Source organism: Kitasatospora sp. NPDC058063, from assembly GCF_042885395.1.
Taxonomy (GTDB): domain Bacteria; phylum Actinomycetota; class Actinomycetes; order Streptomycetales; family Streptomycetaceae; genus Kitasatospora; species Kitasatospora lactacystinica.
On the sequence record NZ_JBHVSD010000014.1, the window covers coordinates 31,820 to 55,997 of the forward strand.

Below are 24,178 nucleotides of genomic sequence, written 5' to 3' on the forward strand. Positions count from 1 at the left end.
GGCGGGCCCCACCGGTCCGCCGGACCTCCGCCGCCGGGCACCCCCCTCCCCGCTCGTCCACTGCCAGGAGTGCACCACCGTGTCGATCATGCTGCCGCCGGGCCTGGCGAAGTTCTTCAGCATCGTGACCGGCATGAAGTGGCCGGAGGCGAACGAGGACCACCTGCGCATGGCGGGCGACGACTACCTGGCCATCCACGAGAAGGTCCCCGAGCTCCGCGGCTACCTGGTCGAGCTGGTCAAGCTCTGCGGCGAGAGCTTCGAGGGCCAGGCGGCCGACGCCTTCATGGAGCAGATGCGCCAGTTGATCGGCGAGACCGACGGCCCGGACTACGTCTCGGCGGCGGGCGAGATGGCCAAGCAGCTCGGCGACTTCGCCCACAAGGTGGCCAACCAGGTCGAGTACGCCAAGTGGATGATCATCGCCCAGCTCATCCAGCTGGTGGCCCAGATCGCCTGGGCGATCGCCATGTCGCCGATCACCTTCGGCGGCTCGCTCGCGGGGATCTTCGTCGCCTACGAGACCGCGGGCGCGGTGATCAAGCAGGTCTTCATCTGGCTGTTCAAGCAGCTCCTGCTGCACGAGTTCCTCTCCATCACCACCGCCATGCTGATGGACGGGATCATCCAGGGCATCCAGATCGGCCAGGGCCACAAGGACAAGTGGGAGAAGGAATCCTTCATCCAGTCGATCGAGATGGGCGCGATCAACGGCCTGCTCACCGGTCCGCTGGAGCTGTTCACCTTCGGCCTCGGCAAGGCCTTTGGGCGGATCTTCGGGCGCGGCGTCAGCAAGGGACTGCAGGCCGACCTCAAGGCGCTGGCCGGCTCCGAGTTCAAGGGCCTGCTGAAGAACCTCCCGACCGGCACGTTGAAGGAGGCCCTCAACCTCATGCGGAAGGAGGGCAGCCTCACGCTCAAGACCGCCATCGAGCAGGCCGAGAAGAACGTCGCCAAGGACCTCGCGAAGAAGACCGCCAAGGAAGCCGCGAAGAACACCGCCAAGGAGGTCGCGAAGAACACCGAGAAGAAGGTCCAGGACAACGCCCTCAAGGAGCTCGCGGACAAGGTCGGGGAGAAGTTCGGCAAGGAGGCCGGGGAGAAGGGGATCGAGAACGTCGCCGAGCACCTCAGCAAGGTCGAGAAGCTCACCCAGAAGATGGGGGAGACCTTCGAGCGGCAGCTCCTCGAGCTCGGCATCGACAAGGAACTCTCCAACGCCGCGGGCCGGTTGATCGCCTCGCGGCTCGCCACCCAGGGCGCCCGCTACGCCATCGACCTCGGAACCGTCAACAAGCTGGTGTCGACGCTCGTCGCGGCCAGCGGAAGGATGGAGTCGGGCACGCTCAGGGCCGAACTGCAGGGCATCACCAAGCAGATCGGGCACATGCAGAACGAGCTGAAGCAGCTCGGCGGCGGTGCGCTGGACAGCGGGATGAGGGACCTGAAGTTCCTCCAGGCGGAGCAGCAGCACCTGCGGGACACCATCCAGGCCACCCAGGACCTCGCGGGGCGCGCGGTGAGCCTGATGGACGGCCTGCACCCGCAGACCGCCGGGCAGTTCCTGTACCGGTTCGGCGAGGGCGTCGGCAACTACCTCAAGGGCGGCGTCCAGAACATCGTCACCGAGGGCGCGTACAACCTGGCCTTCGGCGAGAACCACAAGTTCACCGTCAGCGTCGAGAGCTTCTACGGCGGCGTCGCCATGGGCGCGCTCGGCCACCTCGGGCACATCGCCGGCGGCCCGCTGCGACTGCGGATGGAGGACATCAACCTCCCCAACTACGCGCGCTTCCCGCTGGCCGTGGTGTCCACCCTGATGGGCCACCCGACCTCCCTGTGGGTCTCCCGCCCGGAGGGGGCGGGGGCGGTGGGCGGCGGCCCCGAGGGAATCGGCGGCAAGCTGCCCGGGACCGGCCCGCTGGACGCCTCGCGGCCGGAGAACCTGAGGACGGACTCCGACGGCTCCGCGGCCCCGGCCGGGGACAAGTCGGCGAAGCCCCCGGCGGGCAGTCCGAGGACGACCGGCGGGGACGGCTCGACGAGGACGTCGTCCGAGGCGCCCAAGTCCTCCTCGAACAACGAGAGGCCGGAGGCGCCGAAGCCGGCCAACACGACGGGGGGCCCGAAGGAGACGCCGGAGCAGGCACCGAGGCACGAAGCGGAGCAGACGGCCGCGGAGCAGAGGACCGCGGAGCAGACCTCGGAGGGGTCCGCCCCGCCCGTGACGCGGCCCAGGACGGAGTCGTCGGTCGAGGCGCCGATTCCGGTGGAGCAGCCGGCCGCTCCGCCCCGGCAGCACGACGACGGCGGGAACCAGGGCACCCGCGAGCGGCAGGACCTCGACCCGAAGCCGAAGGACTCGCACGACCCCAAGGACCCCAAGGACCCCAAGGACCCGAAGGACCCGAAGGACCCCGACGAGCCCAAGGGGTCCGACAGGTCCGAGGGGTCCGAGGGGCCGTCGAAGTCCCGGCCGGAGCCGCAGCCCGACCTGCAGCCGAAGCCCGACGTACAGCCGAAGCCCGAACCGGTCGTCCACGAGCGCCTGGACTACCTCCGCACGGGCGGCGACGGCGACGTCCCGTGGGACCGCGGCAACTTCCTGCCCGAGGGCGAGGGGCGGCAGCCCGGGTGGGTCGCGGGCAAGCCGGGCGCCGACCTGCCGGACGTGCTGTCGCTGCTGCCCGTCCGGAACGACCGCTACACCGTCGCGATCCACACCGACGAGAGCGGCGTGCCCGTGTCGGCCAAGGACCTGGCCGCCGTGATCGTGGGCCTGGACAGCCTCGGACACCTGTCGGGCGGTCGCCGCACGATCGAGTTCGTCTCCTGCAACCTCGACAGCGCGCACCCGAACTACATCAAGCAGGTGATGGCCGAGGTCTGGTCGCACCCCAAGCTCGCCGACCTGAAGGCCGTCGCGGCGAACGGGCCGGTCTGGGTGGCGCCCGGGTTCGACGGTACGACCATGAAGACGGCCTCCGGCACCGGCCACGTGATCGTCGCGGACAAGGTCGGCTTCGACTCGCTGGGCCGCCCGGCGGTCGTCGGCGGCGGCGAATGGCACACGTACGCCAAGTCGCCCGACGGCGACCAGCCGATCGTGACCACGACCGCGTCGACGAAGCCGACGGAGTACCAGCACCAGTCCGAGGGCGACCTGCGCCCCATGGACACCGCCGTGCGCTTCGGCACCGAACCGGACGCCTACCACTACACCGACGCCCCCGAGCACATCCGCGCCGAGGCGGACGGCGAGCGGGCGGAGCAGTGGCGCCGGACCCAGCGCGACCTCCAGGACCAGTACGAGGCCAAGCTCACCGAGGCGGCCGAGGAGCTGCGGGCCGACCCGGACGGCAGCGGCCACCGGCGCGAGGACGAGGCCGAGCGGCTGCTGAACGAGGCCCTCGACGCCCCCGGCCGGTTCCCGGAGGATGCGCCGGCGAACCTGCGCGGAGCGGTCCACGAGCGCGCCCGGGCGATGATGTACGAGGAGCTGGCCGCCCGGCCGGGGGAGCGCGAGCGGATCCTCGGCGACCTCGACGGCCTGGTGCGGGTCGCCTCCGTCCGCGAGGCGGCCGTCCGGGTGGCGGTGCAGCACTTCGACCGGGCGGCGGCCGCCTGGAACGCCCCGCGGATCACCGACGGCGACACCGGCGTCGCCCACACCCCCGACCGCACCCCCGCTCCCGTCGTGGACCTCGTGCGGCAGGACTTCAAGGCGCGGGCGGAGGCGGAGGTCGCCCGGATCTACGCCGACACGGACAGTCTCACCACCGAGGCCAACACCCGGGCGGGGAACGCCCTCCAGCGGCTCACCGAGCACGCGCGCGACGAACTCGCCCTGCACACCGACCGGGCGAACGCCCTGGCCCTCGCCAAGGACCGGGTCGAGCGGGCCGCCCACGACTGGTACGAGCGGCTCTCCCCGGCCGACCGGGAACTGCTCGACGCCGCCGGAGTGACGGAACGCCCCGAGCTGTCGTCGAGCAGCATGCAGGCGGTCCGGGACCGGCTGCGCGACCGCCTCGCCGCCGACTTCGAGAAGGCGGCCGGCCCGCTGGACGCGGCGACCGGCAAGCGCCGGGACCGCGACGAGGCCGTGGAGCTGTTCACCCGGTCCCTGGCCGGGCACGACCGGGCGCTGCCGCACGAGTTCGCCGTCCAGGCGGTCCGCGAGGCGGCGATCCGCCGGGCCGTCGCGGAGACGGAGAAGGCGGCCGAATCCTGGGCCGAGGACGCCGCGCGCAAGGAGTTCGCCGAGAAGTTCGGCGCCGGCGAGTCCGACGTGCTGCGGGCCAGGGACACGGTGCTCCGCGAACTCGCCGAGGAAGCGGACCGGGCCGCCGCCGAACGCGTCGGCGAGCCGGCCGCGCTCCGCGGCGCCCTCGACCGGCTCACCGACCCCGCCGCCCTGCACGACCGGCTCACCCGCCAGGCCGCCCGCCTCGCCGTCCGCCGGCAGGCCACCGCGGAGGCCCAGGCCGTCGCCCGCGAGCACGGCCTGTCCACGCACGCCGCCGAGCGCCTGGCGGAGGGCCACGGCGACCGGATCGCCCGCGCCTTCGACGAGTCCTTCCGCTCCCACGAGGACCTCGCCGGCCGCCAGGAGCACTGGGAGGAGAGCCGCCGCGAGCTCACCGGGGAACTGGCCGAGCACGCCGCCTTCGAGAAGGAGGCCGCCCCCGCCCTGCGCGAGGCCGCCAAGGGCTTCGACGGGCTCGCCGCGCGCCACGACCTCAACGAGGCCCTGACCGACCACCTCAAGCGCGAGTACGGCGACGACTTCATCGCCCACTACCGCGAACTGTGGACGCTCGCCCACTTCGACGCGGCCGGCTGGAAGGCCCACCAGCGCGCACACGAGGACGCCTTCGGCCGCCGGACGGAAGCCAGTCCCGAGGAGGGCGGCGACCGCTCCCCGGACGGGGGAGCCGCGGGGGCCCTGATCCGGACCACCGGCGGCGACCACGGCGGCGCCGACGACCGGGGGGCCGACGGCGGCGGTGCCGTCCGGGCCCGGGACACCGCCGACCTGCCCGGTGGGGACGACCCGGCGGTGGTCGTCGCCTCGGCGCTGGGTGCTCCGCTCGCCCTCCACGAGCACCCGTTGGTCACGACCGAGATCCGACCCGGCGTGCACTGGCTGGCCGACCGCGGCTCCGACCCGCGCGCCACCGACGAGGCGCTCGCCCACTTCCCCTCCGACCCGTCCCACTTCACCCTGGTCTTCCACGGCAAGGGACCGGACGGCGCGCCGCATGTCGACGGAAAGCCCGTACCGCCCCGCGAGTTGGCCAGGACCGCGCTCGACCTGTACGACCGGGGCGTGTGGGACGGCCGGCCGCTGCGCCTGGCCGGCTGCGACGTCGGCCGCGGTGGCGCGGACTCGTACGCGGGCCGTTTCGTCGCCGCGCTGCGCGAGCAGCGACCGGCGCTGAAGGTCGAGGTGGACGCCCCGGGCGGCACCCTGTGGCTGGTGCCCGACCGCGTCGCGGGCGACGGTTCGCGCCGGCTGGTCGTCACCCGCGACGTCGGCTTCGACAGCGCCGGACTCCCGCGCGTCGAGCCGGGCGGCCACTGGGTCCGGCTCACCGCCCCGGCCGAGCACACCCCGGCGGAGCACGCCCCGGCCGAGCACGCCCAGGTGGTGGCCACCGAGCTGCCGGCCCACCAGGACGGCGGATCCGCACCGCTGACCGCCACGCCCGAGCACCGGATCGTCGCGCCGGACCCGCAGGCGCACGAGTTCGGCGCGGGCCGCAAGCACCTGTACAACGCGCCGGAGTACGAGACCGTCGCGCAGAACTTCGAACGGTCCGTCGGCCTGCTCGCCTACCGGGACGAACGGGCGCTGCAAGCGGCCCGGGGGAGCGCGTACCGGCTGTACGAGGCGCTGAAGTCGGCGCACGGCGACCCGACCGGCGAGCAGGTCTACCGGGTCTTCCTGAGCAAGGACCTGACCTCGGCCGGGCAGGTCGGCGAGCACCTCACCCGGGACGAGTTCCACGAGCTGCTGGCGACGGGCAACCTCCGCGAGCTGATGACGGCCTTCTTCAACGCCGCCTACGCCCACGACGCCACGCAGCCACCCGGCTCGTACGGTCTCAAGCAGCTGCTGACCGGCCTGGCCGAGCACGGGAATCCGGCCGCCCGACTGCGCGAGCTGGGACTGGACAGTACCCGGGTGCCGCAGCAGCTGGACTACCTCAACAGCTCCACCCGGAAGGTCTCGCACACGCTGACCGGCGGGGCCGGCTACTTCGACAAGGACTACTTCGCCACCGGTGCGGTCGCGCACCGGGCCCCGCTGGCACTGCAGCGGGAGTTCCGGGCCAGCTCCGATGCCCGCACGCCGCGGACCGAGACGAATCCGCTCGAGCTGGACCGCAAGCTCATCGAGCTCCGGATGCCGCTGAGCCCCCGGGAGAAGACGTTCCAGGGCGCCGACTCCTCCCAGGCCCTCCAGTGGGAGCCCGGCAACTTCAAGCACGACGTCAACACGGCCTCCAAGTGGTACGGCGAGGCCCGGAACACCAAGGGGATGCAGCTCAGCACCGGCGTCTCGGCGACGACGGCGAAGATGCTCGGCGCGTTCCGCGCGCTCAAGGTCCCGGACGTCACGGCCGAGGACATGCTGCTCGCGCTGGTCGGCTGGATGCTGCCGCTGGGCGACCACTCGCTCTACGAGATCCTCAAGGGCGCCGAACTCGCCGGGGAGCTCCCGCCGGTACCGTCGCACCTGTTGACCGAGGCCGCCGCGATGTACCGGCACATTCCGGGCCTGCCCGAGGGCACTCTGCGCCGGGAGCTCGGGATGCTCCCGCACGAGTCGGTGTACCACGCCCTGGCGAGCCGCTCCCGCCGCAACGGCGGTTTCGAGGAGGAGGGCCTGGAATCCGTGCGCCGGGTGTGGCAGCGGATGGTCGAGCCGGGGAAGGTGCCGTACCCGTTCGAGCGGGAGTGGCTGGCCGACAACGGGCTGACGCGGGAGCAACTCGGCGCGCGGCTGAGCGTGGCCCACGTCGAGGCGCTCAACATCTACACCGGGAAGGCGTACCCGCTGGTCAACGCGCTGTTGAAGTACGACGGACCGTTGCTTCACACCGCGCTGGCCAAGCAGATCGACGCCCTGCTGGCCGGGAAGGTCGAGGCGGTGCCGTCGATGCTCCTGGAGCACCCGGTGCTCGGCGGGCTCATCGCCACTCCGGGGCCGCAGCACCGGACGCCCGAGCACACCGCGGAACTCTCCCGGATGGCCAGGGAACTGTTGCCCGAGATCGAGAAGGAGCTGCGGATCCACGCCGAGATGATCATCGAGGCGTTGGACCGGCTGCCGGCGGTGACCGGGGTCGTGTACCGGGGAGAGTGGGGGCTGGGCCGCCTGGACGGCCCGGAGAGCGTGTTCACGGCGGCCAGGCCCGGCAACAAGCAGAGCAGCGCGGGGCTGCTCAGCACCAGCCGGCTGGAGGAGACGGCCCAGGAATTCCTGGCGCCCGACGAGAAGCTCGCCCAGTACGGACTGGCCCACCGGGTCCTGGCCCGGATCCGCCTGGCGGGCGACAGCGGTGTCGACATCACGCCCTTCTCCCGCTACCGGGACGGGGAGCGGGAGATTCTGATGAAGCCCGGTGCGGTCCTCACGGTCACGGGCAGCGGCACCGGCAGCGCGGGCACCGGACCGTACGAGCGGATCGACTACATGGAGAACGGATCCGCGCGGCCGTTCGAGTGGCAGAACGACTCGCCGCAGTGGCCCCAGCGGCTCCACGAGAAGCTCAGGTCCCAGCTGGCCGGCCTGGCGAACACGTCCGAGGCGCGGTTCCACCGGGACCTCTGGCAGCTGGCCAAGGCCGCGGGTGCCCACGTCGGGCTGCCGGACGCGCGCCGGGCCCATGCGGACGCTCCGGACGACGTCCTGGTCCGCCGGGCGACCGAGCACCTGTGGGACGCCGCGCGGATCACCGCCACCCTGCACGACGCCGTCGGGCACACCCTCGCCGAGCTCACGGGTGCGTCCCTGGTCGCCACCCTGGCCCGCACCGAACTCGGTCTGTCCCCGGACCACCGGATCACCCAGGACGACCTGCAGCGGTTCACCGGACAGGTGACCGGCAGGACCGGAACGGGCGACCACGACCTGCGCCGGATCCTGGCGGTCGCACAGGACGTGGAGTACACCGACCACGCCTCGGCCGTGGCCGCCCTGCGGACGGCCTGGGAGGCCGTCGGGCGGGCCGACGCGGAGCCGGCGGTCCCGGGCGAAGCGGGCCTGTACCTGCTGGGGGACCGGCCCGCGGAGCACGACGCCCTGGTGCCGCTCCTGACCACGCTGCAGTTCCGGGGCGACTTCCTCACCGTGGTGCTGGACACCGTCGGCGGGCGCCCCGCTCTGCACGGCACCGCCCTCACCCCGGCCGAGGCCGCGCACGCCCTGTTCAAGCTGGTGGAGGACGGCAGCTGGGACGTCCGCCGGCCCCTGCGCCTGCTGGCCACCGACCTGGCGTCGGACGCCCACCGGTCGTACGCCGATCAGATGCTGAACCACCTGTGGCGGATGGACCGGAGGATCCTCGCGCTCGCGGCGGCGGGAAACGTCTGGATCGCCGCCTCGCCGCTCGGCACCACGCACCTCCTCGTCGCCGAAAAGGTCGGCCTGTCCGTCGCCGGGGAGCAGGTGTACGCCGGTCCCGGAAACTGGGTCTGGCTGGAGCACGGGAGCCGGCCGGAGAAGCTCGGGCCGTACTTCGCCGACGAGAAGACCGAGTTCAGGGTGACCAACGGCGAAGGGCTGCCGCTCGTGGGCCCGGCACCCCACACCGTCGGGCTCGGCACCGAGGTCACCTCCTGGGAGACGCACCTCGATCCGGACCCGGCCGACGACCACCTGGTGCACGGGCCGGGGCAGGAGTCCGAGGGAAGGATCATCGAGCTGGACGACCTGCTGGAGGACGGCGGGAACACCGCGCACGGATCGCCGGCGGTGGACGGGAACGCCGCGGCGGGGCAGCAGACGGGACCGGGCGCTCAGGTGCCGCCGACCTTGCCGCCGGTGCCCGGTCCGGTCGTGCACCGACTGCCGGGCGACGACTGGGTCCAGCAGGGCCGGCCGCTCACGGATACCTCGGGAGGGTTCCACGGCTGGGTGCTGGACGGCACGGTGCTGCCGGAGTTCGGGTACGTCGAGAGCTCGTCCAGGACGTTCGAGATCGTGGGCCGCGCCGATGCGGACGGTTTCCCGACGGTCGACGGGCACCAGGTCACCTCCTGGGAGATGGCCCGCCTGATCGCGGATCTCAAGAAGCACGGGTACTGGAGCGGGACGGGGGACATCGAGCTCGCCGTCCCCCGCCTCGGCGCGACGCAGGGCGGCGTGTACCTGGCCACACTCCACGTGTACCTCTCCATGAGGGACGTGCACGTCACCATGCGGGCACCCAAGGAGGACCTCTGGTTCGTGCCGTTCCCCGGTCGGCACATCGGCGATCCCCTGCCTCCCGGGGGCGGCCGGACCTTCGTCGCTTCGACCTCGACCGGCTACGACTCCCACGGCTTCCCGGTGGTCGCCACGGGCGGTACGTGGATGATGGTCAAGTCCGATGCGGGACAGAGCGGCAGCAGCGTGCAGATGGTGCCCGTGGTCATCGAGGTGCCGGCCGGTTACTCGGGGGTTCCCGCCGACCAGGTCGCCACGGAACTCTCCTCGGACCTGCGGCTCACCGGACCGGCCCCCACCCCGCCGCCGCCCGGCACGGTGACGCGGCCGCCGTCGCCGACGGACACGGCGATGCAGCAGCCGCCGTCCCAGCCGTCGCCGACGTTCCCGGCGCCCGCGCCGACCGGGCAGGACGGGCAGGTCGCGCCGGGCCGGCCGCCGGTGGGGCTGGGCGGCGGGGAGATGCCGGTACCGGGGCCGCTGCACGAGTGGGTGCAGGCGCTGGAGCACCTCTCCTCGGAGGACCGGCGTGAACTCGCGGCGGACCAGGCCTTCATGGCGGGTCTGCGGGGCGAGCTGGGGCCGGAGGACTTCGCGCAGGCGGCGGCGCGGCTGCTCGTCGACGTCGACCCCCGGACGCACCAGCCGGTCGCGGCCCGCCGGACGGCCGAGGACCTGGTGGCGCGGATGCTGGCGAACAAGGAGGTCGCGGAGCGGCTGGTGGCGGCGGGCCTGCGGGTCGGAGTGGTGCCGCGTGACGTGCCGATGACGGAGGTCCCGGGCTTCGCGGCGTCCGGGCACAGCACGGGTGACGGGCGTGACTGGTCGGTGGTGCGGGGCTCCAGCGGGCACGGGACCGTGCTGATCACGGAGGAGAACCTGCTCGGTGCGCGGACGCCGGTGGGGCAGCATCCGGCGTACGCCGAGGGGTACTCCACGTCGGCGCACGAACTCGCGCACGCGATACACGAGTTCGGTCTGACCGAGGCGCAGCGGGAGCTGGTCGGGCAGGCCTTCCGGGACCGGAGCGTCTCCGACGCGCTGGCGGAGCTGTTCGGCGAGGAGTCCGTGACGGCCTGGCCGGACGGCGGTCTGCGGGACGGGAACGGCGAGCGGGTCGGGAACTACTCGGCGCGCGACGAGCACGAGTTCTTCGCGCAGCTGGTGACGGCGTACTTCGGGCACAACCACGGCAGTGACCCGTCGACCGGGTCGCCGCGCAACAACGGTGCGCCGTGGGTGCGGGAGAACGTGCCCGAGCTGGTGCCGCTGCTGGAGCGCCTCTTCGGGACGGACCCGCGGGCGGACCACCCGGAGCCGGCCAACCAGGTCGCCCGGACCGAGGCCGAGGAGCAGCTGTTCACCGGGTTCCGGGAGTTCATGGACTCCGCGGTCCGCGAGCGCAGGACCGTCGCCCGGCTGGACGAGGAGGACCTGTTCGGCCGCTTCCGGGAGTTCATGGACTCAGCGACGCGGGAGAGGGCGACGGTCGTCCGGCCGAGCGAGGAGGAGGTGTTCACCGGGTTCCGGGAGTTCATGGAATCCGTGGCGCCGGTGGACGAGACGGTCGTCGAGCAGCACGACCAGGGGCAGCACGCTCCCCTGGAGGTCCTGCAGCCGGGTGACACCGTCACCGACCTGAACGGTGTCGTCCGCACCGTCGTCGGCCCGGAGCTGCCCGCCCGCCCGTCGCGGATCGACGAGCACGGCCTGGCGTCCTCGGACGTGCTGATCGGGCTCGGCAGCACCCGCACCCAGCTCCTCGACCACTTCACCCGCCGGTTCGCCGCGGCGCTGCACGGTGAGGAGCCGGCGGCCAGGACGCTCGCCGAGAGCCTGTTCGGCGCGGAGACCCTGCAGGCGAAGCTCACGGCGCTGTCCCGGGGCGAGGTGTGGGACGTGCCGTTCTCGGCGGGCTCCTGGAGCGGCACCGTCCGGGTCGGGGCCGACCTCGGGAACAGCACCTTCCTCAGGGCCGCCGACAACTTCGAGTTCGAGTACGGTTCGGAGCGGCAGACCTCGGTCGGCGTGACCGGGGACCGGCTGCTCCAGGGGAACGTGGGCGGCCAGGCGAAGTTCAAGTTCGGCAAGCCGGCCGACCTCACCGAGACCGTCGGCTACCGGTACGGCCGGCAGCACGGGACGACCGACGCCCAGGCGAGCCGGACGGTGGCCCGCGGCAAGACCTCGGAGACCGCCGCGCTGTTCGACACCGTCTTCCACCTGTCGGCGCGGTTCCTCGACCTCACCCACCGCGGCACCGACGTGTCCCCGGAAGCCGTCCCGCGACCGATCGGACCGGTGGACGTGCGGGCCCAGGTCGCCGTTCCGCTCCGGGAGACCGGCGCTCCGCTGCCGGTCGACCTCCCGCTCCTCCCGCCGCCCGGGGCGGGCCCGGGCGGGCGGCTGTCCGGCTCGCACATCGTGACGGACGTGTGGGCACTGCGGCACCGGCCGGAGCCGGTCGAGGGGCCCGAGGGCATCCAGCTCCCCGACCTGAACGCACCCGGTGCCGGCGGCAAGGGCATCGCCGCGTTCGTCGCGGGCTTCGAGACCCAGGCGCGGGAGCACTTCGGCAGCGCCTGGCCCGCGTTGAAGGCCAAGCTGCTGGACGAGGTCGACCTGGGCGCGCTGCACCAGGACCTCAAGGCGCTGATGTCGGGCGAGACCCTGACCGTCGAGGTGGACGGCCTCGTCGGCCCCAAGGCCGTCATCACCCTGAAGAACGCCCGGATCCACACGATCGGGCAGACCGCGGAGCTGCCGGCCACCGAGTTCAACATCGCCACCGGAACGTCCCGCTCGCACATCCAGCAGGACACCACGAGCACCGGCTGGCAGTTCCCGCTGCCGCTCAGCGCGACCGGGTCGGCCAAGAACGGCGGCGGAGGCGCCGGCGCCGGTGCCGGGACCGGCCGGGACCGGGTGACGCTGAACGGCGGCGGCGACGAACTGTCGCTGGGCACCAAGGTGAAGACGGCGGCGGTGGTGTTCGAGGGGGAGGCGCGGATCCAGGTCGAGTTCGGCCCCTTCGGCACCCTGCGGCCCGGCCCGGCCCGTTCCGTCGACGCCGGGCTCGGCTTCCGGGTGGTCGTCGACCGGGCGGAGACCTCCCCGCCGGCCCCGGGCCAGGAGAACCCGGCCCCGCACCCGGACCACGCGCCGCTGCCCCCCGGCACCCTGGTCCCGCACCCGCCGACCGGGATCTGGCACGGCTCGGCCGCCTACACCGGCCTGCCCGTGACCACGGTCGTCCGTGACGTGCACAGCGTCGCACCGCTGCACGCCCGGCTGGACGAGATCGGCCTCGCCCAGCTGGGGGCGAAGACGTGGCGCGGGGTCAGGGAGGACGTCCTGCGGGCGTTCTCGCAGGCGGCCGTCGGCGCCCACCTGGTGGGCATGACCCACGAGGTCCCGCTGCGCGGCCCCGCGGTCACGCTCGGCCCGCTGAGCAGGCTCGGCCTCGGCGTCACCGCGCACGTCACCTCGCTGACGTACCGGCGGGAGCAGGCGTCGGCGGACCTCAACCCCGTCCGGGAGAGCACCACCTTCGAGTCGAAGCGGCTGTTGAACTCCGACAGCAGGAACGTCTCGGCCCAGGCCTTCGGCAAGGGGCCGGTGCACACCCGCGAGAACGTGCTGGACGGGAACGGCAAGCCGTTCACGGACACCCTCCAGGGCACCGCCACGGTCCAGCACGAGGTGCGCGACCGGGACGGCTGGCGGGGCGGCGCCTCGGCCAAGAGCTACGCCAACGGCAAGTACCGCAGCGCCCAGGTGCTGTACGACGCGAGGTTCGAGCTCCGGCTGACGCTGAACGGCAGGCCGCACGGCGAACCGGTCGCGCTGGACGCCGCGTTGAGCATGGAGCAGGCGCACACCGAGCCCCGGGAGCGGCCCGACCGGGTCATCGCCAACCCCTTCGACGAAGCGGTGCCCCCGCCCGCCGACCCGCCCGCCCCGCAGCCGGAGCCCGCGGGGCAGGCCCCCGAGCACCTGAGCGTCCCCGACAGGCTCGGCCACTCCGACGTGGTGCTCAGCGTCGGCCGGCGGGGCCCGTCCGTCCTGGAGGAGGCCCACCGCGTCCTCGGGACGGCCGGCCCGGTCTCCGCCCACGCGTCGGCCCGGCTCGCCGCCCACCTGGACACGGCCGGCCTGACCGCCTCGCTGTCCCGGCTCAGCCGGGGCGGCAGCCTCAAGGTGTCGGTGGACACCGGCAACTGGAAGGGGACGGTGGAGGTCACCGTCGCCCCGCTGGCCCTGCGGCACCGGCGGACGGTGGACGGCTTCGAGTTCGAGCTCGGGAGCCAGCAGCGCACCGTCGTCGGCTACAGCTGGGACCGGCTCAGCCGCTGGCGGGGCGGGGTCTCCCTCAAGGGCACCGTCCCGCACGTGAGCGTCACCGGCGAGTACGCCCACACCCGGGACAGCGCGCGCGGCCTCACCATCGAGCGCACCGGCGGCACCGGAAGCCGCGGCAAGAGCGTGGAGACCGCCGAACTGTTCGACGGGGACGCCGTGTTCACGGTCCGGTTCGTGCCGGGAATGCTCCAGCGGTCGCTGGCCGAGGCGACCGCGCAGGCGCCCGTCCTGGTGGCCGCCCCGCACCGCGAGGTGGTCCGGCCCCCGGCCGACGACAACCCGGCGGTCCTGCAGCTCCCGGACAAGCGGCTCGGCTCCTCGGACATCGTCACCCGGGTCCACCTGGAGGCCCAGGACGGAACGGTGCGCACCGGGCCGCGGGCGGTGGCCGACGTGGTCGCCGAGCTGGCGCCGAAGGGCCGGGCCGTGCTCGGCCGGGACTGGGCGGGGATGCGGACCCGGCTCCTCGACGCCCTCGACTTCGACAGGCTGCACCCGCTGCTGAAGCCCATGACCTCGGGCCACGAGATCGTCCTGACGCACGGCCGCAGCACGGTGCGGATCACCGCCTCGGTGGACCGGATGACCAAGTCCGGCGACGCGCCCCAGGTCGAGTTCAACATCGGTGCCAGCTCCCAGACCGCCTTCACCAGCTCCGAGGCCGGCACCAACTCCGGCAGCGGGCACGCCGACTCGCTCGGGCTCACCGTGCTGGGGACCGTGGGCACGGGCGTGTCCGCCGTGATCGGCGGCGGCGTCACCCACACCCGGCGCACGGACGCACTGGAGTACGGCCGGGACGTCCTGGTGACCGGAACGGCCGTCAAGACCAAGCTCGCCGCCGAGGCGCACCGGGCCACGATCCGGCTGTCGGTGGTGATGGAGCGGCGTCCCGCGGTTCCGCTGCCGCTGGACGCCCGGCCGGTGCAGACCGTCCCCGAACCCGCCCGCTCCAGGACGCAGGCGGTCGTCCGCAACCTGGCCGAGGCCGGGAACGCGGTCGTCCCGCAGTGGCGGCTGCGCCGGACGGTCGCGGAGGCCGTCATCCACGCCGACGTGCTGACCGAGACCGCCCGCGCCACCGCGGACGCCACCGGGCCCGGGCAGCGGCGCGGCCCCTCCCTCCCGCGCGATCTGCGGGTGCCGCCGGCGGAGGTCTTCACCGCGGGCCTGCGCCCGGGGGACGTGCTGCGCTGGGTCGGCGACACCGCGGGCCTGCGGAGCCTCCTGCGGACCGAGGGGCCGCGCTTCTTCGGCGGGGGCACCTGGAAGCGGCTGGAGCCCGTCGTCACCGCGGGCCTGAGCCACGCCCAGCTCTCCTCCCTGCTGGCCCCGGCGGTCGGCGCCCACCCGGGAGCCGGCGCCGCGGTCGGCCCGCAGCGGGCGATCGGCACCCCCTCCTCGGGCCGGCGCTGGTTCGTCGACGACGCGGAGGTGACGGTCAAGGCCTCCCTCGTCCAGCTGGAGCACCACGGCGACAGCACCGGGGCCGCGCTGAGCCCGGCGAACGAGTCGGGCGGCGGCAACCGGAGCACGCAGCTGACCGGCCGGCAGTGGAACCTGCGCGGCCAGGTCGGCGCCCAGGCCGACCTCGGGGCCCTGGTCGAGGGCACCGGTTCGCTGCTGCTCGGAGGCGCCTACCGCGGGCGGACGGGCACCGTCACGGACGCCGGCGGCCGGTACGTGGCCAACGCCAAGGCGAACACCCCGATGGCCCGCTACACGGGCTACGTCCAGCTCGAACTGACCCTCCACAGGGGCGGCGACCCCGCCGACCAGGGCTCCGGCGGCAACCGGTCGCTGTCCGGGCTGCTGCCCGTCGAGCTGGAGATCCCGCACGCCGACACCAGGGCGGGCGTCTCGCCCGCGGACCACTGGACGCAGTTCACGCCCGAGCACCCGGACGGCCTGACCGTGCCGCGGCGCCAGGTCGGAATCCAGGTGGCACGCGCCCTGACCCCGCACCACGAGGGGGGCGTCCGCGTCCTGCGGGACCCGCTCGCCGACCAGGCCACGCACGAGAACCTGGAGCGGAGCGTACGGTCGATCGAGGAGGACCCGCGCTACTTCACCATCGCCTACCACGCCGTCACGGAGAACGGAGCGCCGGGCTGGAACGGCTGGCCCCTGCACCCGGACGACCTGGCCCAGTCGCTGGCGGAGCTCCACGCCACCGGCGAGTGGGACGGCCGCCCGCTGCGGTTCGTCGCCTGCGACGCCCAGGAGTACGTCACCCAGGTGCTGCGGTCCCTGCGCGAGCGGCTTCCCGGCGTGGAACTGCAGGCGTACGTCGGGAACGGCAAGGTCTGGGTGGTCCAGGACCAGGGCCGCACCCACCTGGTGGTCGGCTCGCGGGTCGGCTGGGACGCCTCGGGCCGGCCCCGGCTGGAGGCGGGCGGGCAGTGGCTCCACCTGAGGCTGCCCGTGGAGGGCGCCGGGGCGCACACCCCGACCGTCGACAACGGGGCGGGCGTCCACGCCCCGCCGCCGGACCACGCCCCGCCGCCCGCCCACGGGCCGGTCGTGGAGGTCGTCGAGGTCCACGGCCCGCAGCTGCACGACCCGCAGCCGCTCGCCGAGGCCACGGCCCAGCACCCGGTCGTCGACCAGCGGGACCTCCAGCCCCTCGGCGTCCCCAAGCAGGCGCTCCACGCGACCCCGGAACACCGGCGGCGCGCCGAGGAGTTCGAGGCGCGGCTGGGTGCCTACGCCTTCGCGCACCCCCAGGCGCAGGCCGCGGCCCGCAACGCCGTCCAGCGGCTCTACGACGCCCTGCGGGCCGCCCACCCCGAGACCCCGGAGGGGGAGCTCTACCAGGTCTTCCTCAACACCGACCGGAAGCCGGACGAGGGCGCCGCCGGGCAGGTCGGCGAGCAGCTCGGCCTGGCGGAGTTCCGCACCATGATGCGGACCGGCAACACCCGGGAACTGCTGACCGCGTTCTACAACGCGGCCTACGTCAAGGACTCCCCGCTCGGCCTCAAGCAGGTGCTCCAGCGGATGCTGGAGTCCTCCGACCCCACGGCGACGGCCGAGGCGATGGGGCTGGACCTGCGCGAGCTGGCGGCCCAGCAGGACTTCCTCCGGAGCGGGACCCGCTCCGTGCTGGAGATCCTGCCCGGCCTCAACACCATGTTCGCCAAGGACCACTTCGGCACCGGCACCGTCATCAAGCAGGGCGCGGAACCGCTCAAGGCCGGTGCCGAGTACCTGGCCAGCCTGAAGGCCCGCCAGGCCCGTGAGCCGGTGCCGCCGAACGACCTGACGGCGCAGGGCCTCCAGGACCGCGGCATGCCGCTGAGCCCCCGGGAACTGGCGTACCAGCAGGGCGTCGGCGACGGGGAGGCGCTGACGTGGAAGCCCGGCCGGGCGCACTACATGCTCAACGAGAAGTCCGCCTGGTACGGCGAGGCCCACCTCGACAAGGGCATGCCGCTCAGCACCGGCATCTCGGCCACCACGGCGAAGATGCTGAACGCCTTCCGACTGCTCAAGGTCGTGGACAGCGCACCGCAGGACATGCTGCTGGCCCTCACCGGCTGGATGCTGCCGCTGGGCGACCACTCGCTGTACGAGATCCTCAAGGGCGCGCAGCTGCTGGACGAACTGCCCCCGCTCCCGCCGAACGCGCTGGAAGACGTCTCGACGCTGTACCAGCACATCCCGGGCATCCCGCAGCAGCAGGTGCGCGCGCTGCTGGGCGAGGACGGCATGCTGCCCCACGAGGCGGCCTACCACGACCTGCTCCACAAGCCGCGCGCCGACGGCGGCTGGCGGGACGACGTGGTGGAGAACGCGCAGCGCAACCGGGACGGGTTCACGCTGGCCGCGAACGACCCGACCCGGGCCTCGCGGGTCGTGGCCGAGTGGCTGGGCCGCAACCCGCTGAGCGCGCGGGAGGTGCTCGACCGGCTGACCCCCGCGCACTTCGACGCGCTGGCCGTCTACACCGGCCCCGCCTACGCGCTGATCAACGTGGCCCTGAGGTTCGGTCCGCTCACCCGGCAGCGGGCCCTGGAGATCCAGATCACGGGGCTGCTGCGCACACCGGACCCGGCCCGCCTGCCGTCGATCCTCAAGCACGACGAGGTGCTCGCACCACTGCTCACCAAGCTGCCGCGCGACCGCACCGCCGACGACCGGAAGGCCCTGAAGAGCGCCGTGAAGGAGCGGCTCCCGCAGATCGAGCGGGAGCTGATCGCCCACGCGGAACTGATCTCCGAGTCGCTCGCCAAGCTCCCCCCGTACACCGGCGAGCTCTGGCGCGGCGACCGGGTCCTGGGCCTGCCGGGACCGGTCGGCAGGCGGCTGTCGCCCTCCTACGGGGGAGAGACCTTCAGCAACCCCGACTTCGTGAGCACCAGCATGGACCGCCAAACGGCGATGATGTTCATGCAGACCCGCACGGAACTCCCGCTCACCTACCGCGCCCTGCTGCACTTCTCCGTGCGCGGCGGCGGCAGCGCCTTCGACATCCAGCCGTTCTCGGACAAGCAGGGCGAGGCCGAGGTGCTGATCCGGCCCGGCAGCACCTTCGACCTCGGCGGACGGCAACTCCTCCAGTCCCCGCTGCGGGAACCGTACGTGCAGATCGAGGCCACCGAGCGGACCACGCCCTCGCCGTTCCCGAAGGCGAGCGACGCGGACCGGCGGCTGCACGAGGCCCTGGCCGGGCTCGCCAACGTCCCCGAGCTGCGCACCCACGACGACCTGTGGCCACTGGCCGAGTACATCGGAGCGGACCACGGGCGCCCGCTCGCCGGCCGGGTCACCGACCTGGTCGCGGGGGAGGCGGCCCGCCGCGAGGCGAGCATGAACGCCTGGCGCACCGCCAAGCTCGCCCAGGAACTGCAGCAGGGCACCGAGCGGATCACCCTGGCGCACCTCACCAGGCTGCGCCGCACCGCCGACCTCGTCCGCGAGGCCCTGCACCTGCCGGCCGACCAGCAGGTGACCAGGGCGCACCTGGTCGACCACGTCCGGACGCTGAAGGGCGACGGCGGCGGTGAGGTCGACGCGGGCGACCTGCGGACCCTGGTCGACGTGGTCGACAAGCTCAAGCGCCCCGGCCGCGCGGTGGCCGTCACCGAGGTCGAGCAGCGCTGGCGCGACCCCGGGTACGAACCCGCCCCCGAGCTGACCGTGCTGGAGTCCCAGGCGCTGTACTGGGTCGGCGACCGGCACGCCGACTGGCGGACGCTCACCGAGTCGGTCTTCCCGAACCTCCCGCACGCGAACGACTACCTCACCCTGGCCATGCACACCGCCGACGGCGTGCCCGTGATGGGCCATGTCATGGTCGCCCCGGCGGACGTCGCGGGCGGGCTGCTCAAGCTCTACGAGGAGGACGGCTGGGACGGCGAGAAGCCGGTGCGCTTCGTCGCCTGCGACCTCAACGTCCGGCCGGACCGCGAGTACGTGCGCGAGGTCATGGAGCACGTGTGGGCCCGGCTGCCCGAGGCCGTCGCCTATGCGGCCGACGGCCAGGTCTGGTTCGTCCCGCCGGCTCCCGCGGCCGGCGCGGCGGGCGACGGCCGGGGCCACCTGGTGGTCACCTCCGGCGTCGGGATGGACGCGCACGGCCGTCCGGTGATCGTCCGCGGCGGCAACTGGCAGCGCATCGCCCAGGACGGGACCGCGGACCTCGGCGCCTACCTGAACGACGACGGGGCGGCGGCGTACCCGGAGGCCGACCGGGGCGACGTCCACGGCGGGATCGACGGAGCGGTGAAGTTCGGCGTCGACACGCCGCTCGACACCGGCACGCCGCTCGACCCGCAGCTCCACTCCGGCGACGGCACCCCGCCCGCCGTGCTCCCCGGTACCCAGCCACCGCCCACGGCAGCGCTCGTACGGCACACGGTCTTCGACGAGCCGCGGTACCGGCACCACGCGGAGGCCTTCGACCGGGAGCTCGGAGCGTGGACGGCGGGCGACCCCCGGGTGGTCGACCGGGCCCGTGCGGCGCTGCGCCGGATCGCCGAGGCCACCGGGGCGGAGGGCACCGCCCACCTCGTCACCGGCGGGAGCCTGCACGAGGTGATGCGGGAGTTCCACCGGCTGGCCCGCGACGAGCGGTTCCGGCTCGACGATTCCGCGGCCCTGCGGGCCGACCCCGTCCGGCAGGCGGACCTGCGGGAACTGGGCATCAGGACGGCGGACGGTGCGGCCTCCCGGGTCGCGGCCGAGGCCATGCAGGCGTACCGGCTCCTCGGGCAGGGCGACCACGACCTGTTCGCCCGGGCGCTGTACGGCTGGCTGCTGACGGGCGGGGAGCACTCGCTGCACGAGGTGGTGGCGGGCATGCGGCTCGCCGGTGCCTTCCCCGGCCACCGGTACACCGACGGCGCCGAGCTGTACCGGAACGTGCCCGGGGTCCCGCCGGCGGAGCTGCGCCCGCCGGTGGAGGGCTGGGACGGGCCGGTCAGGCCGGCCTTCGAGCACCCGGCACCGGCGGAGCTCACCGCCGGACTGCCGCACGAGCGCACGTACCTGGAGTGGGCCCGCACCTCGAAGGAGGTGAACGACACGGTTGTGGAGGAGACGCGGCGGCGCTGGGAGTCGCTGACCGAGACCAACCCGGACGAGGGACTCGGGGCGCCCCCGTACCTGCAGTGGATGGCCCGCAACGGCGTCGCGAGGGCGACGGACGTGACGGACCTGCTGGGCCCCGCGCACTTCGTGGCGCTGTACACCTACACCGGCCCGGCCTACTCGCTGATCAACGTGCTGCTCAAGAACCCGGGCCCCGGCGCCGTTCCCGCGCTCCGCGGGAAGATCGCGGCGCTGATCGCCAAGCACTACCGGGACCCGGGCACCGCGCTGCCCGGCTCGATCACCGGGATCCCCGAGCTGCACGAGGGCATGCGGGCGAGGACCGAACCGTGGAGTCTCGCCGACTCCCTGACCGCCGAGCAACTGGCGGGCATCCAGCGGGAGATGCAGCTGCACAGCCACCTGCTGGCGGACGCGCTGCGGCTGCTGCCCGCGGCGAGGGGGACGCTGTTCCGCGGCGACGGCACCCTGGAGGACCCGATGCGGCCGACCGGCCGGCCCGCCGGGCCCGAGTACGGCGGCGACGTCATCCTGCACCGGACGTTCGCGAGCTTCAGCACCAACGAGAGCACCTCGTTGGGCTTCATGAAGAAGTACGACGGCCAGGACGAGTACCGGGTCCTGCTGGAGCTGGAGGCGACCGGCCTCAACGGCCGCGACATCGCGCCGTTCTCCTCGCACATGGAGGAGGAAGAGGTCCTCTTCCTGCCCGGGGCCCGGATGCGGGTCACCGAGCGCACGCTGACGCGGACGGAGGACGGCGTCACCTACGTCCGCCTCAGGGCCCGCGAGTCGGTGTCCGAGGAGACGGACAACACGGCCGCCGTGCCGCCGCCCCGGCGCACCGGCGACGGGCCCGCCACCGACCCCGCCGAGGAGACCGGGCCGGCCTCCGGCGGGGTGCGCCTGGCGGACGGACGGACCGTCCCCGACGAGCTGCTGCTCACCCACGCCATCACCGACGCCACCGGCCGGGAGACCGGGCAGGCGCTCTTCGACGAGGCCGACTGGGCGAAGCGGTCGCCGCTGTACCCCGAGCTGAGCGAGGTCACGAGCTTCGTGCCGCGCTCCGCCGACGGCTTCGCGACCGGAGTGCCGCGGCAGGTGCCGTGGGACGGGAAGCACACCTACTTCTTCGCCGCGCACGGCCGTCCGGAGGGATTCGACCTCCCGCTGACCGACGGCACCAAGGCCCACGGGGTCACCGGCACCGAGGTCGGCGCCCTGCTCAAGCGCCGGCTCGCCGACCTCGCGCTGAAGGCGGCCGACGCGCACCGGAACGTGAGCGCCGACGCGGACGGCGACACGAACGGCGGTCCGGGCCGCGGTCCGGCCTCGATCACGCTGCTCAGCTGTGAGTCCGCCGAGCAGGCCCAGGCCGTCGCCCGGCAGACCGGACTGCCGGTCCACGCGCCGACCGGCCGCACCGGCGTCAGCGGCAGGCCGGGCGGCCCCGACGGTCCGTCGACCGCGAGCCTGTACGTCAAACCGGGCCCGGACGGTTCGACCGGGCTGTTCCGGACGTTCCACCCGGACCCGGCCGGCGCCGTCCCGGGCGGTACGCCCCCGTCGCACGCCCCGGAGGCCGGCCGGCTCGAACGGTCGGCGCCGGTGCGAGGCGCGCTGGACAACACGGGCAACGGCGAGGGCTCCTCGCAGTCCGGCCCCGAGGTCCGCCACGAGAACGGTGTGGAGATCCACCGCTACGCCACCGGGGAGGAGGTCCACTTCCTCCCGGACCGGGAGGTCCACTACCTGGCGGACCGCGAGGTCCACCACCTCACCGACGGAACGGAGATCCAGCGCTTCGCGGACCGGGAGATCCACTTCCTCCAGGACCGGGAGGTCCACTACCTGGCGGACCGCGAGGTCCACTACCTCACCGACGGGACGCAGATCCACCGCTACGCGGACGGGACGGAGATCCACCGCTTCCCGGGCGGCGGGGAGACCCGCTACCTCGCCGACGGCCGGGTGGACACCTACGACGGCGAGGGCCGGCTGGTCGAGCGGTACCGCGCGCCGGAGGACCACCACCACGGGCCCGAGCTGCGCCCGCTGGAGGTCGCCCTCGACGAGCGGAACGCCTACCTGGACACCGAGTTCGGCGTGCCCGAGGTCCCGCTGGTGCCGAGGGACGACGTCCCGCACGCCGCCGCGCAGGAGCCCCCGAACCCGGTCGCGACGAGCCGGTACGTCGACCTGGACGCGCTGCGGGAGGCCCAGTCCGTTCCCCTGATGTGGCGGTACGACTCCGGCCACCTGTACCGGTGGGAGCGGAGCCGCTCCGACATGGTCGACTACCCCGAGGTCTTCGAGGGCGGAATGCGGCCGAGGCAGGAGGACCGCTACCCCGACCTCCAGGACTACGTGGGGAGCAACGAGGCGTCGGCCCTGGTGAGCACGACGCGCTCCCGCACGGCCCAGCACGTCGACTGGGGGACCTGGCACCGCTACGTGATCGACGCACCGGGAGGCATCGACGTCCGGGAGACCCTGAACCGTCCGGGCCTCTCGGAGGAGGAACAGGAGGTCGCGTTCCCCGGGGGCATCGACGGCCGGTACATCGTCGGCGTCGAACTGGTGCGCGGCACCGAACTGGACCACGAGAGCGGCCGGTACGCGGAAGCGGTCGAGTTCGTCCCGAACGAGGCCTACCGGCCGGACCACCGGACCCCGGAGCAGGCCGCGGCGATGGGCTTGACGGAGCCCGCCGCGGAAGCGGGCGGGAACCCGGGCGGGCACGTCGGCGACCACACGGCCGACGACATCGAAAGCGTCCTGAACGGCCTGGGCGGGCTGAACATCGTGAACGGCGACGACTCCTCGGTGGGGTCCGACTCCGACAACAGCGCGGCGCCGCCCGGAGGCTGGCACCACCAGCTCCCGGAGCACGACCCGGAGGTCTGGGCCGACCCGTCCGGCTGGGCCCTGGCGGGCATCGACGGCACCCAGGCCGCCGACCTGTTCTGGCGCGACGGGGGCTGGACCATGAGCACGGCCGAGTTCGACGCGATGCCGCGGGCGTTCCGGGAGCGCCTCGCGCAGCTGGAGCTCTTCGGGCCCGACCAGCAGAGGCTCGGCCGCGACGCCTACTACGACGGGCAGGGGCTCGAACCGATGGCGGAGCTCGTCCGCGGGCTGAGCGACGAGGAACGCGGGGCACTGGAGTTCTACACCGCCCCGAGCGAGACCGGGGACGGCGAGGTCGCCCAGCAGTTCTCGTACTACGAGGTCAAGCAGATCCGGTGGCAGCTGTCCATGGCGGGCCGGGACCACACCGCCCTGCCCCCGGGCCCGGTGCGGGAGGTCATCGGCAATCTGGACAGTTCCATCGAGCAGAGCCCGGTGACGGGGGACCTCGTGGGGAGCAGGGGAGCGCCGTACGTCGGACCCGGGCTGCACCCGGGCACCCTGGAGGTCGGGCAGGTCGTCACCGAACCCACGTACGTCTCGGTCTCGGCGGGCAGCCGGCTGCACGGGGCCTTCGGCCAACGGCTCATCCGGCTGTACCTGATGCTGCCCGACCGGACACCGGGGGCGTTCCTCCGGGAGGTCTCGCACAGCCCGGCCGAGAACGAGATCCTGCTCGGCGCCGGACTGCGCTGGCGGCCGGTCCGGATCATCCCCCCGGACCACCCCCTGCCGCAGGGGGCCCTGGACGGCGGGGAGGCGGACGTGCCCCCGGAGAGCCAGTGGATCGTCTACGGCAGGGTGGAGCCGCCGGACGACGATGCCGACGAGGACTTCGAGCCGATGGGGGACGAGACGGCGGAGCACTTCGCCCCGAACCCCGACTACGGCCTGACCGACGACTGACAG

General features: G+C 73.5%; 1 protein-coding gene. It reads left to right on the forward strand.

Annotation, left to right across the window (positions count from 1 at the left end):
* Positions 1–88: 88 nt before the first annotated feature.
* A complete protein-coding gene (locus ACFVUY_RS23955) occupies positions 89–24,175 on the forward strand; it encodes an ADP-ribosyltransferase (RefSeq protein ID WP_387733343.1) in 24,087 nt (8,028 codons plus the stop codon).
* The last annotated feature ends 3 nt before the right edge of the window (positions 24,176–24,178 follow it).

What these genes read in the sequence shown, in the direction of transcription:
- ACFVUY_RS23955 (WP_387733343.1), top strand. Translation starts at nt 89, where the DNA reads ATGCTGCCGCCGGGCCTGGCGAAGTTCTTCAGCATCGTGACCGGCATG.